Below are 17,009 nucleotides of genomic sequence, written 5' to 3' on the forward strand. Positions count from 1 at the left end.
TAACACGCCTACCTTTTTACAATAGGAGATTTTTTTTATTTGGGCCATGAAAACACATCATAATTTAACAGATATAGTAAATACAAGAGATTGTATTTTTCATGTTAACTTCTTTGCAACGCTAGTGTCTTCAGAGGCACGTATTCTAAACAAATATTACCCGTTCATCTCGCCCGTTGCGCTCACATGCCGAACCGTTTGCGGTAGCCGCATTTTCTGCACAACTCCTCGACCGCTTCCCGCCGCGAAAATCCGTCGATTAGCCTGTTCGCCCGCTCTCCCTCGACAATGTCCGAAAACGAGGTTTGGTGAACGTTGCCGAGGTTGATGACGCCTTCGCCGTCCAGGCAGCAAGGCACTACCGTCCCGTCGACCAAAATCGCCGAGTGGCTACGGAGCGCATGGCAAAAGCCTTTCCCCTCATCCTCGGGCGCCTGCAGGCTCGGCCAGTCGAATTCGTGGTCCTGGTTCAAATAAATCCGCTCGGCCACCTTGATTCCGCCGCCGGGAACGACCTTTTCCTCAATCTTATAATCCAGCCCGAACTCCCGCTCAAGCAGCTCCAGCGTCTCCCGGTTCCGTCTGCGCTCCGCAATCGTCGCCTCGTCACGCTGCAAGTTCCATAAACGGAATGACACGAGCACGTTAAAAGCAACGACCTCGCGAACGAATGAGAAAATGTCGCTCAAATACCGCTCCCGGTCGGTCGAACCGATGTGGCCGTCGAAGCTGTGGAGCGAAAAATTCATCTGCCGGATCGCAGGCTTGCCGAGCAGCTTCGGCTTCGCTTTGTTGATCAGCGTGCCGTTGGTCGTAATATTGACCTTAAACCCTCTATCGTGAGCGGCATCCAGCAGCTCGTCCAGCTTCGGATGCAGCAAAGGTTCGCCTTTAACGTGAAGATAAATATGGTTCGTATGCGGCTTGATTTGATCCAGAACGGCGGTGAACGCATCCAGCTTGATAAAATTCGCCTTCCGTTCCGTCGGCGGGCAGAAGGTGCAGGCCAGATTGCATACGCTGGTGATCTCGATATACACTTTTTTGAATGTTTTCAATGGACGTGCGCCTCATTTCGGATCATCCGGCAGCCGCTTTCGTTCACTTGCCGCAGCATTTTTTGAACTTGTTGCCGCTGCCGCAAGGACATGGATCGTTACGGCCGATTTTTTTGCGAGTGGCCATATCGATAACTTCGGCGCCTTGTGCGCTTGCGGACGATGCCGGAGCTCGCCTTGCGGCAGACAGCGCATTTGGGGAATACCCTTTCAGCGCCCATTGGCCCGTATGATTATATAATGGAACCAGATGATCCATGCAGCGGCTGATCATCTCGAATTCTCTCATTTTCAAGCGAGATTGCAGCTTACCGACGAGATCGTTCGGCAGCGTTCCGTTTTTGAATGCCAGCACGCACTCATCCGCGATACGTTCTGCTTCCTCCCGGGACAAATCGCCGGCCTCCGTCAAAAATTCGGCAAACGGCCGATAATACGGATTCCGTTCAACATACCCCGGCTCCCCGGCAGCGAGGAGCTGCTCCTTCGTTACCGGAACAGGCGAGAGCTGCTCCCTGAACTGCTGCTCCTTCTCGATAGCGATCGGGTCTTGAATTCGGCTGTCCGAGAATCCCCAATCTTCGCAGCTAATCTGCCGGTAATACCACTGGGATTCGTAGAACATAAAGAGCTTGTCCATGCTCTCTAAAAAGCTGGTCTCCCCCAGCAGCTCCTCGATCCGCTGATCGAATTCTTCCTTCCCTACAAGGCCATAATAATAAAGCAGCCCATGCGCAAGCTTGATATATTCCGTGTTAGCGCGGATTTTTTTGCGATACGCTCCGTTGTCATGAAGCTCGAAAGCTCGAACTACTTCCTCCGGCATCGCGATCGTTTTTTTGCCGCGGTACATTCCCGTAAACAGCAGTCCCCGGCCCTTGAAGTAATCCAATTGTTCCGGTTCCAATGGAACAAAGCCGTGACCGCCGCCATCGGCGATTTTCTTCAAAACTTTATATCTCTCTTCGTCCATCTGGTCCAGCATGCCCGATAACGACTCGGGAATACGGTCCACCAGCACTTCTGCCAATCGCTGTTTAGTAAGCGTGCTAACCCCACGAATATCCAAAGCGGAACGTATGCTCGAAAGCTCATCCTTCGTAAGCTTTGCGAGTGCGCCGGCTAAAGATAACGGAATCTCCATTTCGGCCCAACGCTTTTCTTCTTCTTTGGTCTGCATTTGCATTTGTTTCGTATTCTCCGGAGCACTTAACAGCGCTTTTGGGTCTTGGCGACTCAAGCGCTTGTCCATGATCTCACCCTCTCAACATATGCCTGTTATCCTTTGGCATTCCCAATAGATGATTATACCATACGAGTCAAGCCAAATCGAAAACGCCGTTCATAACGGACATTTCCGCCGGTAAAAAACAGCCTACCGGAGCGCGAATGACTCGGCTCTGACAGGCTTATATCCCCAGTTTCGAAGCCTAAGCTCCACTTAGCTGGGGAATTTTCAATTCGTCCGCGAAGACTTGACCCGCCCCGCGATCGCTTTCAAATCAAACCCTTTAAGCGCGCCTTCGACCAGCTCCGGAAGCTTGTCGGGCGTGCAGCCGAAGCAGGGAATGCCGAAACCGGACAGCTTGCTTGCGACCGTATCGTCATACGACGGCGTTCCCTCATCGGACAAGGCAAGCAGGCAGAGGACTTGTACGCCGGCCTGCTTCATTTCAGCCAGACGGCGAATCAGGCTGGAGCGGTTTCCGCCCTCGTACAGGTCGGAGACGAGGATGAATATCGTTTTCCTCGGTTCCTCGATGAACGCCTCGCAGTAAGCGACCGATTTATTGATGTCCGTACCTCCGCCAAGCTGGATGCCGAACAGCATGTCGACCGGGTCGGTCTCGCAAGCCTCGCTCAGGTCGACGACCTCGGTATCGAAGGCGACGACTTTCGTGCTAAGCGACGGCATACTGGCGAATATCGAACCGACAATTGAAGCGTAGATGACCGAGCTGGCCATCGAGCCGCTTTGGTCGATATCGAGAATGACCGTCCATTCTCGGCTTTTGCGGGCGCGATCGAAAAAATACACTTTGTCGGGAATGAGCAGCTTTCGCTCACGATCGTAATGCTTCAAATTTTTGCGGATCGTCGCGTGAAAATCAAGGCCGGACAGCGCGGGCAGCGGCGAATGCCGCCTCCGGTTCAGCGCCCCCGTAACCGCGCGCCGTAAATCCTGCTCGAGGCGCTTCATGATTTCTTCGACGACGGACCGGATCAATTGCCTGGCCGTTTCCTTCGTCTTCTCGGGAATTTTGCCTTTGAGCGCCATCAGCGTCGCCACCATCTGGATATCCGGCTTCACCTGCGACAGCAGCTCGGGCTCGAACAGCAGCTGCTTCAGCCCTTTACGCTCGATCGCATCCGCCTGAATGACCGATACGACGTCGGACGGGAAGAAGGAACGGATATCCCCGAGCCACTTGGCCAGCTTCGGCGAGGACGACCCGAGTCCGGCGGACTTCGCGCCTCCCGGTCCGCGCGAGGCGAAACCGGCTGCATCGTAAGTCTCGTCATAGATGGCGGCAAGCGCCTCGTCCATCAACCGCGACTGATCGTCCAGCAGCGGACCGGCCCCGTAGGACTCCAGCTTTTCGTCCGCCGCCGCGCCCAGAATGAGGCGCCAACGTTTCATTTGCTCGTGCTTCTCTGCCGTTACCATAGGTTACAAATCGCCGAAATCGAAATCGTTAAGTTCATTCAGCTTCTCCTTCTCTTCCTCGGTCAGCGGCTCCTGCAGCTGGCTGCCGATCTGCTCCGCCTGGAAGCCCCACAGATCGCCCATCATTTCGGCGACGGCCGCTTTCTCGCGAGGCTCGAACGCCCCGAACGCGCGGCGCAAAAAGACGAGCGCCCGGTGAAACGCCTCCTCATCCAGCGTGGCGATATATTCGTCCAGCCTGCTCCACAGCGACATCCTCGACAGGAGCGCATACCGGTTCCGCATCGATACGCCCTCAAACCAGCCGGCGCCCAGATCGGCCGGAATCCCCGGAGACAACCGGCGCGATACTTCTATCGAACACTGTTCGTCGGACACTTCGTTTTTCTCCAGCAGCACCGCAAACGACAAGCCCGACAGCTTCGCATTGCGGTCGTCCCGCGAGGACAGCTGCCGCAGCTGTTCCAGCCATAGTCCGCTATCCACCGTTTCATAATGCTCCTGGGCTACCGTGTGCATCGTTTGGATCGCCGAAGCCATCGATACGGCAGCTTCGTCATTGCACGATGCGGCGTCAATCAGCAGCAGTGCGCCGCGAAGGAACAGCTGCCGCAGCAGCGGTACAAGCGGCTCCGTATCGATTCGGCGAACGGAACCGTAACTGATAAGCACGGACAGTTCGTAAACGGCTGCCGCTACTTGCTCGAAATTGCCCGCGTCGACCGCGAGCTGCTGCAGCGCCGCCCTCGCCTGCTCCATCAGCTTGCCGAGCGCGCAATCGCAGGCGATCCGGATGAGCCGGGACGCTTCGGCAATATCGCCGCAAGCTTCCAGCTTTTCCTTCAGCTCGAAGGCGGCCGCGAGCTCGATCGTCTCGCCTTTCAAGGTCGATTCGACCGTCTGAATTTCTGCTTCCGGGGTCCACTGCAGCGTCCACATCTCGGCCCAAGTCGCCGACTGCTGCCTTGCCCCCTGCTTCCGCGCAAAGCCGATGCCAAGCAGCTCCAGCCGGTGCAGCAGCACCGAGCGATTCAAGTCGAGGAACGCGGCGTCCGCAGACGAAACGCGGCGATTTTCGCGCAAATCCAGCTCCAGCGTCGTCGCCACCGCCGATTTGTACTTCTCCAGCTTCAGACGCTTCAGCTCCCGGTTTAAATCGTCCTGCACCGGTGTTTGGCTGACGCCTTCCGGCAAGCGGCCGATCGCCGTTCCGACATTCGTGCGGGCCAGCGCTTCCGCCACGACCGACAATTCGCCATAGCCGAGACCTACGATGGCCGCGTCCTGCAAATCCCGCCAGGTTGGCAAGCTGCCTTCCCGCAGCGAGGCGAGCGCCTCGGCCAGCCGCACGCATTCGATAACGGATGCCGTCGAGCGGTACGTCCCTTGCTCCCGCAAATGGGAAACGACCTCGGACATGTACAGCGCGGGCAGCTTGCCGATATCGCGCTGGCGCATACAGCGCCAAAGCAGCTCGAAGTAGGCCGGAGCCTGGTTGCCCGCGCCGTATCCCGATTGCGACGACAACTTGTAATACGAATACGGCATGAGCGTCAGCCGCGTCGGCGCCTTCGGGAGCAGCAGCAAATCCGCGTCCGACATCGCCGGAAGCCGCAGATCGAGCGCCGAGGCGTGATGCGCGCCGGTTACAACCACAATGCGTTCCGGGTCGTGGCCCGCTTCGATCGTTTCGCGAATTTTGCGTCTCATGTACGCTTCGCGAACTTCGTTATAGGCTGCTTCCGCGGGGGCCAGCTTCCATTCCTGCTCTTCGGTATGGCTTCTCATCAGCTCCGAGAACCGGTAAACCGCCTTTTCGTAAACGCGCGGCTGCAAGTTATGCTCGAACTCCCGCTCCCAGAACGATTCGTAGTCCGTCTCCCCGCTAAGCTCTGCGATCGCCAAGTATAGCGACGATTGGTCGGCCGCGTAGTCGGACGAACGGCGACCCGTGCCCTCGCCGCCTTCCCCCGTATCCGCATCCGATTCCGCTTCCGCACGGACCGTTCTCCGGTCATAGAGCGAAAGCGACCGGTCCGTCGGCAGGTCGATGAACTCCGCATGCACCCGGTTCTGGGATGCCCATACGAACGCCTGATATTCCGGCGAATAGTCGGCGAACGGATACATTACGGTCCGAATCGGGAGCTGATCGGTGTAAGCAAGCAGGGCAACCGGCGGGACGACTCCTTTGGCCGTCAGATGGGAAATGAGCCCGTTCGCATCGCTCGGTCCTTCGACGAGGACGGCCGTGGGCTTCGCTTCATCCAAGAAAGACAGCAGATGATAAGCGCCCGCCGGCGATAAATGCCGAATGCCGAATACGCGAAACGGCCGGTCGGCGCTTACTTGTTCATCTCCGAGCATGCGTGGTACAGATTTCTCCATGTCGCCCCCCGCTTTTTCATTACGTTGTCCAAGTACTCTTTCCACACGGTCCGGTCCTTCTCTTCGTCTTTCACAATGGCGCCTTGAAGTCCTGCGGCAATGTCCGCTTCGGTGATGTCCCCGCTTCCGAAGCTGGCGGCAAGCGCCATACTGCCGGTCAGCAGAGAGATCGCTTCCGCCGTCGAGATGACGCCGCTCGGGCCCTTCACTTTTTCCTTGCCGTCGAGCGTCATGCCGCTGCGCAGCTCGCGGAATATCGTCACGACCTTGCGCACCGCTTCCTCGTCAGGCAAAGCCGCCCGCAGCTCATAGCTGCCGGATATTTCCGCGACGCGCTTGCGGACGATTTCGATCTCGGTCTCGATGTCGGCGGGCGCCGGCAGCACGATGATGTTGAACCGGCGCTTCAGCGCCGCCGACATCTCATTGACGCCGCGGTCGCGCGTATTCGCCGTAGCGATGACGGAAAAGCCGCGTACGGCGGACATTTCCCGGCCCAGCTCGGGAATCGAAATCGTCTTTTCCGACAAGATCGAGATCAGCGCGTCCTGCACCTCCGATGCGCAGCGGGATATTTCCTCGAAACGGGCAATGCCTCCCGTCTCCATCGCGCGGTAGATCGGGCTGCGGATCAACGCCTGATCGGACGGCCCCTGCGCCAGCAGCATCGCGTAGTTCCATGAATAGCGGACATGCTCCTCGCTCGTTCCGGCCGTGCCCTGAATCACCTTGGACGAGTCGCCGTGAATCGCCGCGGTCAAATTTTCCGACAGCCACGACTTAGCCGTCCCCGGTTCGCCGATGAGCAGCAGCGCCCGGTCCGTCAGCAGAGTGGCGATCGCCATTTCGACGAGCCGCCGGTGGCCGATATATTTCGGCGTTATCGCAACGCCCTTCGCGCTTCCTCCGACAAGAAATGTCAGCACCGATTTCGGCGACAGCTGCCAGCCTGCCGGCTTAACATCCGTATCCGCCGCTTTCAGCGCCTCCAGCTCCTTCTCGTACAGAAGCTCCGCTGGCAATCTTACCGCATTTTGCATCTCAGCCATTCCCCTATCCCATTCCCTTCTATTTCGCTATGTATAGCGGCTTTACGCCTGATCTGCAAGCGAATCGGCAACGTCCAGCACCTGCCGCTTCACGCTTTCGTACGTCAGCGTTTCGGCGAAGGCGCGCAAGCGGTCGCCGTACGATGGCGGCAATTGCCGCAGCAGCCCAAGCTGCTCATCGTCCAAGTAATACAGCTGGCGTTTTCCGCCGCCCTCGAGTATACTCATCAGCAGCTCCGGCATGTCGCCGTAGCCGATCCGATGCAGCGCCGACAGCAGGCGGACCGTCCGGAAATGGCCGAAGTTCGGCTTTTCCTTGCACTTTTTGAGCAGGTAAGCCTCTATTTCGCGATCGGCGCCGGTCGCAAGTCGGCAAACGAGCTCCTCCTCGTCAATACCGGCGAGCAGCGTCACCCATCTCGGGTCGAACGCCGTCTGGCCCGGCGAACGCGGATCGTCCAGATCGTATTCGGTTTTGTACAGCGCCGCGATCAGATCGTTGCCGACCTTATTCCGCCTGCTCTTCAATAGAGGGGCGAACCGGTCGAACAATTCCGCTGCGGGAAGCAGCCGATAAGCCGCCCTGAAGCTGTACGATATAAATTTCCGGTTGTACTTCTCATCCAATGTGAGGGCGAACCGGTCCGCTTCGGGCTGGCGCGTATCCAGCAGCATATCTGCGGCCGCAACCTGAACGTCATCGGTGTCCGACGCGACAAACTTCGCCGAAGATAGCAGCCGGATAAGCAGCTCGGTAACTTCCGGCTGCGGCTTGCCTTCCAGACTACGAAGGTTTGCGAGCAACTGCTGTGCCGGCCGGGATACTTCCTCGCCGGACTCGATCTGCGCAAGCAGTTGCTCCGAAGAGCCGATTACGGTGAGCGCCATCGAAAACGTCTCGCATAGCCTTACCGGCTCGATCGCAAGCTCGCGGTCTTTGGAAGCCAGCGCTTCGTGCAATCTGCGGATCGCTTCGTCCGAGCCGATCCGCGACAAGGCGTAATACGCCGCAGAGCGAATCTCTTTTTTCTTGTCATCCGCCTGCTCCAGCACGAGGGGCAACTGCTCGGGATAATGCCCAAGCAGCTCGACCGCAGCCGCCCGCACCTCCACAGAGCCGGCCTCAGCCGCTTCCAGCAGCAGCTCCAGGGCGTCCAGACCGAGCAAACCATGAATCAGCTCCAGTCTCCGCGCGGCCCCCTTGCCGCCATCCATCCGGAACTGGCTGCGCAACTCGTACAACGCCTCCATCCCGTACTGCGGCAGGACGCTCTTGTGCAGGAACTCGGGGATTTCCGAGTAACCGTCATCCAGCGCTCTCACCGCCGCCGGAATAACGCGAAAATCGTGAAACAGCCGCTGCTCGAAGCCGGCTTGAAGCTGCTCGAGCCGCCCCTGCCCTTTCTGGGTCAACGCCTCCAGCAGAGGCTGCAGCTTGCGATACGGCACCGCTGTGGATGTCGTGTACGCAGTACCTTCAACATCGGTCAGCTCCCCGGGCACATCGGATTTTCCCTGCGTGTACAAAACAGCGTTCAGCAGCGCTCCCAGCTCCAGCAGCGCCGCTGCGGAAGCGGGCGGCGCCGCCTCTATCGCTTGCTGCACCGCGCTCGCGATACGCTGGAACACGGGTGCGGTCTCGCCGAGCTTTTGCAGCCCGGGCAGCATGCCTAACAAGCGTCTATCTCCGGCCGCCATACCGCTTCCGGCAACAAACAGGCGGGTTACTTCGCTTCGCAGGTCGAACAATACGGTTATGCTCATCCTCTATTCTCCTAATCGTTGTCTTCAATACAGCAGCCGGATGACGGCGTCGTCCGTGACGATGCTAAGCGGCTGCGCCGCCAGCCGTCCCAGCGCCATGTCATGCTCGAACATGACGAGATAGGCTTGATCCTTCAGCCACCGCTCGTTCAGCATAGGCAGCAGCGGTACGGTGGGATGGCCGAGACAGTCGATATCCGTCAGCAGAAGCCGATTTCCGCTCTCGTCCAGCAGAGCGTATAACCCGTCGTCCGTTCGTCCGATCGACGCCGCATGCAGCAGCAGCACCGGGTGCTTATCGGAGAGCGGATTTTTCATCTGGTTCTTCACCTGCTTAACCGCATCCGCTACCGACTTGACGGCATAAGAGCGAACGCGGCTGTAATCGCCCGCTTCCGCCTCCCGCATCGTCGCTTCCTCCCAACGCACTCTGGCGTTGCGATCGCCGGGATAACGGAACAGCTCCTTCGCCCGGATTACCTCATAAAACGAATCATCCTCGCGTATGTACTTCGCGGCGCGAAACGGCCGATACGTCTTCGTCGTATGGATACGGCCGGTGGGCAGATCGGCCCAAAAGCCCTCGTCGATATATTCTCCCCGCGCCTCGTCCGCATAAGATCGGAACGCGAGCTGGAGCAGCTCCGTTTCTCCCTCCGCCAGTCCGCTGTCCCGCAGCTCGGCGATCTGGAAGGCGTGGCCGATTCTCTCCTCAAGCGGCGTTTCGGTATCAAGCGGCGTATCCGGCTGGTCGGCCCGAATCTGCAAGTGCTCCCTGCTCTTCTTCAGCAGCGAATGCAGGTTGATCATGCCCTCGACCGCGCGGGCATAAACGGCTGTCCTGTCATCCTCGGAGCGAAGCACGAGCAGCAGTTCGCGCAGAGTCGTCTGAATGCCGGGAATGTAATGGTTCCCAAGCTGCTTGGCCTGCTCCTCCGCGGTTTGCAAGCTTTTTTTATCCAAGCTGCCGAGTCCTGACTGGACGATATGGTGCAGCAGCTTTTCGGCAATGCCGATTCCTTCAAGCTGAGCCGCCGCTTTTTTGGCGGCTGCCGCTTTGTTTGTTTTTCGTTTGACCGGCGTTTCCGTTTCGGCCGCTTCCTTCTTTTTCTCCTCGCGCTTCTCCGCCTTCTCCCGCTTCTCCAGCAAATCCGGCGGAATCGCCGCTACGCCGAACGTTTTGCCCGTTGTGCGCGAATAGAGCAGTCCCAACACGTGCTTGCACGGAAACTGTCTGCTTGGGCAGGAGCACCGGAATACCGGGCTCTCCTCTTTTACAAAATCGGCGGAGCAGCGGTACGGCTCTTTCCCGCTTCCCTGGCATTCGCCGAACAGCACTGTCTGATCCTCGGATATGCCGAGCAGGGTGAAGCTGTTCTTTTTGGCCAGATCGCGCCCGTTCTTGATCGCTCCGCTATTGAGCGCCAGGCTGTCCACATAAGCTTCGGTTACATTCATCGTCGCATACCTCTCGTGACTTGAGTTCACATGCAGGTGGTGAAAAAACAGGCGCTATCTCCCGATGGGGACAATACGCCTCTCCTTATCATCGGTAAAAACAGGCCGCACCGACAGGTCGTTTGGACCTATAATTTCTACAAATTCCTCATTCGACATTTTTCGCGATGTGAGGATGTACAAGGAAAACACTGAATTTATCCCGTCCAGCACCTCGACACAGCGTTAGCGGAACTACGAGTTCCGTTATTGCGGCTTCGCGTGTGGTATATACCCCTATAGAGGAAGCGCCGCTTCCTTTATGCCCCCTTTTCCAGCGTTTACTCGGCGTGCTGGTGGCCATAACGGAAATCTCGCTTCCTCTATCGCCCCATGCAGCGGAGCACCGCGAGCCATAGCGGAACTTTTACTTCCGCTCGCCCGCCGCCAAGGCAGCGCCGCAAGGCGCAAAAAAAGAGGGCTTTCGCCCTCTTCTGCCGATCCCCTGTACGCTTCGCGCCCGATTACAACTCGTTCTTGCTTTCCGCTCCGGCCGCCGCTTCCGATAACGTAACGCTGTCCGGGGACGATCCCGTTTCGCTTCCGCTCGCTTGACCGTTCCGATACGCCCACCAGCGAATGCGGATGGTGCGCGATTCGGATACTTGGCCCAGCTTGATGCCGACGCGGAACGTTCCCCGGTCCGGGTAGGAAACGGCGCCGAGCTGGTGCTCCGGAAGCCCCGATTCGAATTCGCTTCCCGTAAACACGTCCGCGGCCCCGAAGTAGGAGCGCTGCGAGCTGCCCGGAAACGCCCCGGACGTCTCCACGCTCGTCACGATCAGCACGTCGCCCGTACCGAGTCCGTGCTCGATCTCCGGCGACACGAAGCTTTTGACCGCCTTGCCGAACGATAGCGCCGACTTGGCGAACGGCGATATGGCGATATCTACCGTACCGGTCTGAATATCCGCAGCGCCCGGGACCCGGGAATGAAGGTGATGTTGATCCGCTGCGGTATGGGACGGCCTCTCTTGAACCGCAGCGGCGGCCGGTTCCGCTTCGGCGGCGCCAGCCGGGCGTTCCGCAGTCCCCTCCGGCTCGGAGCGGTGCCGGTCCCGCTTCGCCTGCGCCAGCGCCAGCCGGTACGATACGGAAGGGTTATAGACGTATTCGTCGAACGGAACCTGCTCCACCCGCTCGATGACGTAGGTCGGCCCCATTTGCAGCAGACTGATTTTGGCCAAATACAGGCAAGGCTCGGAAGGCGAGTCCAGCGCGGCCTCGAGCGGCTGCTTCAAATAATCGTCCATGAGCTGCTCCTCGATCGCGGCCGTCACGATGCTGATGTTCGCCATGTCCTTGACCAAAGAGCCGAGCTGTTTGTCACCGACGCGCAAACTGGACGATCCCGGTTTGACGCCAACGAGTGCTGTGCCGGAATGGAGCGCGTCGGCGCGCAGCTCCACCCGGAATTCGTATTCCGTCTCCTGGGCGTCCTGAGGCTCGCTGAACCGGACGGAGCGGCCCTCGAGCGCTTCCAGGCGATCGGTCGCCAGCTCGTACTCCAGCTCGATCTTGCCCGCCTGCAGCGTCTTCTCGATCCGAATGACGGCCTCTAACGTATGGCCCGGATTGACGTACTTCGGCGTTGTTTGCAGAACGCGGACTTGCGCATCCTGATACAACACGACGGTTTGCTCCGTCAGCTCGGCAAGCGGAAACGAAGACGGCTCGGGGGCTTCCTCGCGGATAAACAAACGGTAGCTTTCCAGCACGCGGTTGTATTCGCTCACTTCGTCCGCACGCACCGACGAATTGGCGATCGAGTGGACCGGTTCTTTCCCTTTTTCGTCGTAAGCGAGGCACAAGTATACATTTTTGGCATACTCGTTGTTCGTGAAGCCTTCCATCATCGACAGCTTCATCGTTACCGGCGCGGGTACGATTATTTCCCGTCCGAGCGCGTCGATCGCCGCCCCCATCTCGACTGAAACGGACTTGTCGTCGACGGCGATGACCTGAAGACCCGTAATGACACCCGGGCCGAACAACAGCCGGTTCATCATGCGCCGCTTGTCGTTAAAATATTTTTGCTCGGAATCGAAATCCCGAACCGTCAGCAGTTTGCCGTAAAAGTACCGGTTTCTCTCGAACGGGTAGTACCGCGATTTTCTCATGAGGCTTCCCCTTCCCCTTTCGTTACTTACTTCGGTAAGTTGCCTTAATCCAGTTCCGAATCGAGTCCCATGCGGGTATGGATATCGATCCGCTTATCCCGATCCTTGTCGACCAGCACGGTATGATGCGGCATGGACGATTGCTTGTCGAGCGTCAGTACGGTAGGCTCGGAGAGCACCGTGTTGATCCCGAGGTACGTATGCATATCCGTATGCATCCATGGCTGCAGGACGATCAGCTTGCCTTCCGTGTAAGCCGGCTTCTGGTCGTCGATGATTGTCTCTACCATGAGACGCTGCTTGTCGGTCCGCACGCAATCCGGCGGCAGCATCACGCAGAAGCTGTACGGATTGTCTCCGTAGAGCCGCCCGAGCAGCTGTCGCAACTCGGATTGCTCCTGCATATGCTTCAGCTCATGATGCTCGACGACAAACGGCTCCACTCCCGTATAAATATGCAGCATTCGCTTGAGTCCTGCCCGCGTCCCGCGCATCTTGTACAGCTCGGGCGCCTGCTTCATCAGCTCCCTGAGGTTCGGCTCCTCCCAGCTGTCCGCGATATCGAGCGCCAGCCAGCCGCCGAGCCATCTCAGATAAGCTCCCGTCACCGAATCCGGGTCGAAGTTCGAGCTGACGCCGGCGATGCGCTCCTCCATCTCCGCGAAAAACGTGCCGAATATGGCGAGAAACCGCTCCAGAAATCCGCCGCCGTCCGGATCTTCCTGATAGATCGGGGGCAAATAAACGATCGGCGATAACCGCGGAAAATGCAGGCGCAGCCTACGGATGACAGGCCCGCTGCGATCGCTGCCGGCCAGTTCGAGCCGGAACCGCAAATACCGGCCTCTGGCGTTCATCAGCAGCGCATCCTGCGGATTCACGACCGGCTCGGACCACAGATGGCGGCTCGCCGACCATTTTTGCGTCATCGGGATGGCTGGATCGGCAAAATAGCTCTCGTAGTCGACGACCTGGCCGTCCAGCACGCCGAAGCGCTCATCCGTGGCAAAATAGGAAATGCGCACTTGCGTTTCTTCCGGTATATCCGCCAGCAGCTCCATTTTATGCCACTCGGTTTCGTCCTCCGTGCTGTCGAGGGGGGCGGATATATACCAAGCCTCGGGCAGCCCGGTCGCAGGCATCGCCATCGTTCGCGATTGCAGATCGAGCAGAGTGACCGATCCCTTCTCCAGATCGAGCGCATACATCCGGGCGCGCCCGTCGTGCAGCAGCTTGTCGGCTCTGGCGCGATAGCCGGATACTTTGCCAAGCAGCTTGCCGCCGGCCGCGCAGCTGCGGATGAAGCGCTCGTTTTCCGCCGGGTCGCCCTCCTGGGCTTCCCCGATGTACAGCAGCCCGCGGGCATCGACCGATACGGACGCAAAGGCCGCCCCCGGCTCGGCGCGAAAAGCGGCTTTCAGCGAGCCGTCCGCGTGAAAGGACACGACCTGGCCGCTTGCCGTGTCGAGCATCGCAGGTTCGCCGCTGTCGCTCACCGTTACGGCGAAGCGTCTGTGCAGCGCAGACAAGGGGCTTGCGTGCTCCAGCCTGAACTCATCGTGCCCGAATTGCCGCATCATTTCGCCGGACAGCCCCCACTGGACAATGACGATACGGCCGCCTTCCGGCACTTCCGGCTCGTCCGCTTGTCCCGGCTGGGTGTCCAGCGGCACCGCCGTGTACAGCCGGCGCATACCATCAACGGCAACCGCCAGCGGGAACAGCTCCAGTCCGTTCCATTCGTGCGCCGCCCATACGATCTGGCCGTTAGACGGCGATATGGAGACGATACGCCGGTCCTGGCTTCGATCGGCGATATACAGCGAATCGCCCCGGGCCGCCAGCAGCGACTGACCCGTGAACAGATTATGGCCCGGAACGTAGAACGGCTCCGTGTAACGATTCTCGTAATCGTGGACCCATAGCGCCGCCTTCGCGTCCAGCACGTACAGCTTGCTGCCGGAACCTACGGCGAAGTCGGCGATGGCATCCGCGCCGTCGATGTCGGCCGTATGCACGGTCCGGTATATGGAATATTTATCGACCCGTCCGATCGTAACGCCGTCTTCGTTTATCGTCATATTCGACGCCGTGCCGGTTTCCCAGTCGGAAGGTTTGTTAAGCGAGAAAAACCGCGCCGGTTGCCGCATATCGTCCCTCCTTTCCGTTAGCTCCCTGGCTTCCTTACACCATGCGTATGGCGCCTGTCTACAAATCTGTAACGCCGATCAGCTCGACTTCGTGTTCGCCCGAATAAACGAGCCCGTACGGCGGAAGATGAATGTCGCCGCCGCCGTCCTTGCGAACAGCCGGCCCTTCCGCATCGATCCAGATGTCCTGCACGTAGACGACGCCCTTCAGCTTGCTGATGGCGCCGATAATGTCGCCCTTATGCACCGACCGGCCGAATTGCCAGCCCTCGCCGTCTCCATGCCCCATCGGACGCAGCAAACGCCTCAGCACATTCGCGACCGCCGACGTCTGCTCTTTATAGGCCGGCTCCACGACGACAACCGCGTGCACGGTCACTTTGATATAGGCGGCCGACATGACGTGCAGCTCGGTAGCGAGCAGCCGGTACGGCTCCAGATACCGGCGCACCGTCTCGAGAAAGCCGGGGCCTGCGAATGGCCGGTCGCTCTCGCTGTACGGCACGACAACTACGGTCATCTGGGCCGGCGCTTTTTCCCGCGGGTAGTCCCGCATGCCCGGCTTGAACAGCGGAATCGCCTTGACTCGGGCGACCCGCAGCCCCGGCGTATCGCGCACAATCTCCTCATAGTCGGCGGCCGTCACGGCCCGGGTCGGGACGCTCAGCTCCCGCTGCGCCCTTCGCTTCGCCTGCTCCAGTGTTTCCTCCTCGGAGCCGCCTGTCGCTTCGGCCGGATTCGTTACGTCAATGCCTTCCCACTCGGGGATAAAATCGGCGAACGCGCTAATCATCCCCATTTTGACGTTGCCGCGGGCTCCTCCGCCAGTCCGCAGCGCGACGAACCGAATGTTCGCCGCCCCCGAGCTCGGCGGGATGCGTCCCCGCTCATTGTCGCCGAACCGGATCAAACCTTCCGCGCGGTCATAGACGAAATGGCGGTCGGACGGACCGGAATGGTCGAAGTCGTCGACAGGCTCCCAATCCTCCCACAGCCATTCGTCCGTATCTCCGCTATGGACGGCGACTTGTATAAGCATGCCGTCTTTGCGAAACGTACCTTTCCGCGAGATGTCAAACGACTGGCCGGGCAAGCCGTCACTCGCCCCGATCCAGAGAAGCGGTTCTTTCTCAGAATCACTGCATACAATCCGAAGCGGCTGCACTCTGCCGGGTACCGCGCCATGGACGCCGTCGCCGAAACGGAGCTTCAGCCTCCTTGCCTCCGTGTCCCGCTCCAGCTCAAAGCGATAATCCCCGGCGCCGCACTTCTCCAGACCGGAGACGCTCCTCCATTCCCGCCACCGTCCGAGCTCATCGCACGTTTGCACGGCGATCGTCCCGGCATTTGCCAGATAGCCTTCCGGCTCCAGAACGAGTCCCGCCTCGCCGTCCGTATCGAAATGGACATATTCGCTTATCGTTTGCCGCTGCTCGGCCTGGACTGCATTGATGCACAAGTGCTCCACCTTCGGCGATAGTTCGTAGCCGCCGTGCTCGAGCGTACAGATCAGCCAGTACCGTTTCTTGTCGTCGGCCGGATACATCGACAGCGGCTTCATCGGTTCGGTCAGCCGGAGTGTCACATGACCGCTTTGCGATAAGTGGGCGGTCGTATCGCGAACGACGTGAAGCGGCTGCCAGCTGTCGCCTTCTTCTCCGGCCGCATATTTCCACGAGACGGATGCCGAAGCGACCAGAGAATGCTCCTGCGCCAAATCTCCGCCTCGCCCTACCGGAACCGGATAATGATCGGACAAGCGGACGGAGAGCGTAATATCCGTATGCAAGGGCAGTTCCCGGTCGAAGCCGACGAACATGCGGCTGCCTTCCCCGGCCTCTTGTCCGAACGCATAGAAGGCGATACCCGAGCGCAAATTCGAGGTCACGTCGCCGGTTGCCGTTTCCGTCCTCACAATCACCTTCTCCAGCACGGCGGGAATTAGCTCCAGCGTCTCCAGCGTCTCGAACGACTGGTCGTACGCATACAGCGGCGTACCGCGCGGAATCGTGACCGTTCGGCTCGCGCCGGCGAAGGCGACCTCGCATACGGCGGACGTCTCGCCCTGCGGGCTTAATCCGAGCAGCTTCAGAAACTTCCGCTCGCTCCGGGTTGTAATCCGGTCCAAATAATACTGCTGCATTTCCGAAATCCAGGCCAGCAGCTCAAGCAGCGTCAAGCCGGGATCGTGCGCATTTTCGTCCGTCCACCTGGGAAACAGCTTCGGAATTTTGTCTTTGGCTTCCCGGACGATCTGATCGTAGGTACGGTCGTCCAGATTGGGCAACGGTAGCATATGCCTCCTCCTTTCGCAG

10 protein-coding genes are annotated in these 17,009 nt (G+C 59.2%); all 10 read right to left on the reverse strand.

What is annotated here, in order from left to right:
• Positions 1 to 182 precede the first annotated feature (182 nt).
• Entirely contained in the window at positions 183 to 1,058 is an 876-nt protein-coding gene (locus D7M11_RS24445; protein WP_120749889.1) for a radical SAM/SPASM domain-containing protein, read from the reverse strand.
• Positions 1,059 to 1,101: 43 nt separating this feature from the next.
• Positions 1,102 to 2,238 (reverse strand): YecA family protein, encoded by a 1,137-nt coding sequence (locus D7M11_RS24450; RefSeq protein ID WP_193556269.1) that lies wholly within the window; start codon positions 2,236 to 2,238, stop codon positions 1,102 to 1,104.
• A 276-nt stretch (positions 2,239 to 2,514) separates the two neighbouring features.
• Positions 2,515 to 3,699, reverse strand: coding sequence for a VWA domain-containing protein (locus D7M11_RS24455; protein WP_240041290.1), 1,185 nt, complete (start codon positions 3,697 to 3,699; stop codon positions 2,515 to 2,517).
• Positions 3,700 to 3,729: 30 nt separating this feature from the next.
• The gene (locus tag D7M11_RS24460; RefSeq protein WP_120749892.1) at positions 3,730 to 6,093 is read right to left on the reverse strand and encodes a DUF5682 family protein; all 2,364 of its coding nucleotides are present in this window, start codon (positions 6,091 to 6,093) and stop codon (positions 3,730 to 3,732) included.
• Positions 6,072 to 7,163, reverse strand: coding sequence for an ATP-binding protein (locus D7M11_RS24465; RefSeq protein WP_120749893.1), 1,092 nt, complete (start codon positions 7,161 to 7,163; stop codon positions 6,072 to 6,074). Before D7M11_RS24465 ends, D7M11_RS24460 begins: the two co-directional genes overlap by 22 nt.
• Positions 7,164 to 7,205: 42 nt before the next feature.
• Positions 7,206 to 8,927 carry a HEAT repeat domain-containing protein gene (locus tag D7M11_RS24470; protein WP_120749894.1) on the reverse strand — a complete coding sequence of 574 codons (1,722 nt, stop codon included), beginning with the start codon at positions 8,925 to 8,927 and terminating at the stop codon, positions 7,206 to 7,208.
• 24 nt (positions 8,928 to 8,951) lie between these two features.
• Entirely contained in the window at positions 8,952 to 10,385 is a 1,434-nt protein-coding gene (locus tag D7M11_RS24475; protein ID WP_120749895.1) for an SWIM zinc finger family protein, read from the reverse strand.
• A gap of 503 nt (positions 10,386 to 10,888) precedes the next feature.
• Positions 10,889 to 12,544, reverse strand: a complete 1,656-nt coding sequence (locus tag D7M11_RS24480; protein ID WP_120749896.1) for a hypothetical protein — start codon at positions 12,542 to 12,544, stop codon at positions 10,889 to 10,891.
• Between the two features lie 44 nt (positions 12,545 to 12,588).
• Complete coding sequence (locus tag D7M11_RS24485) at positions 12,589 to 14,694, reverse strand: phage tail protein (protein WP_120749897.1); 2,106 nt, start codon at positions 14,692 to 14,694, stop codon at positions 12,589 to 12,591.
• Positions 14,695 to 14,752: 58 nt separating this feature from the next.
• Positions 14,753 to 16,990, reverse strand: a complete 2,238-nt coding sequence (locus D7M11_RS24490; RefSeq protein ID WP_120749898.1) for a putative baseplate assembly protein — start codon at positions 16,988 to 16,990, stop codon at positions 14,753 to 14,755.
• Positions 16,991 to 17,009 lie beyond the last annotated feature (19 nt).

The organism is Paenibacillus ginsengarvi, from assembly GCF_003626695.1.
Lineage (GTDB): Bacteria > Bacillota > Bacilli > Paenibacillales > NBRC-103111 > Paenibacillus_AB > Paenibacillus_AB ginsengarvi.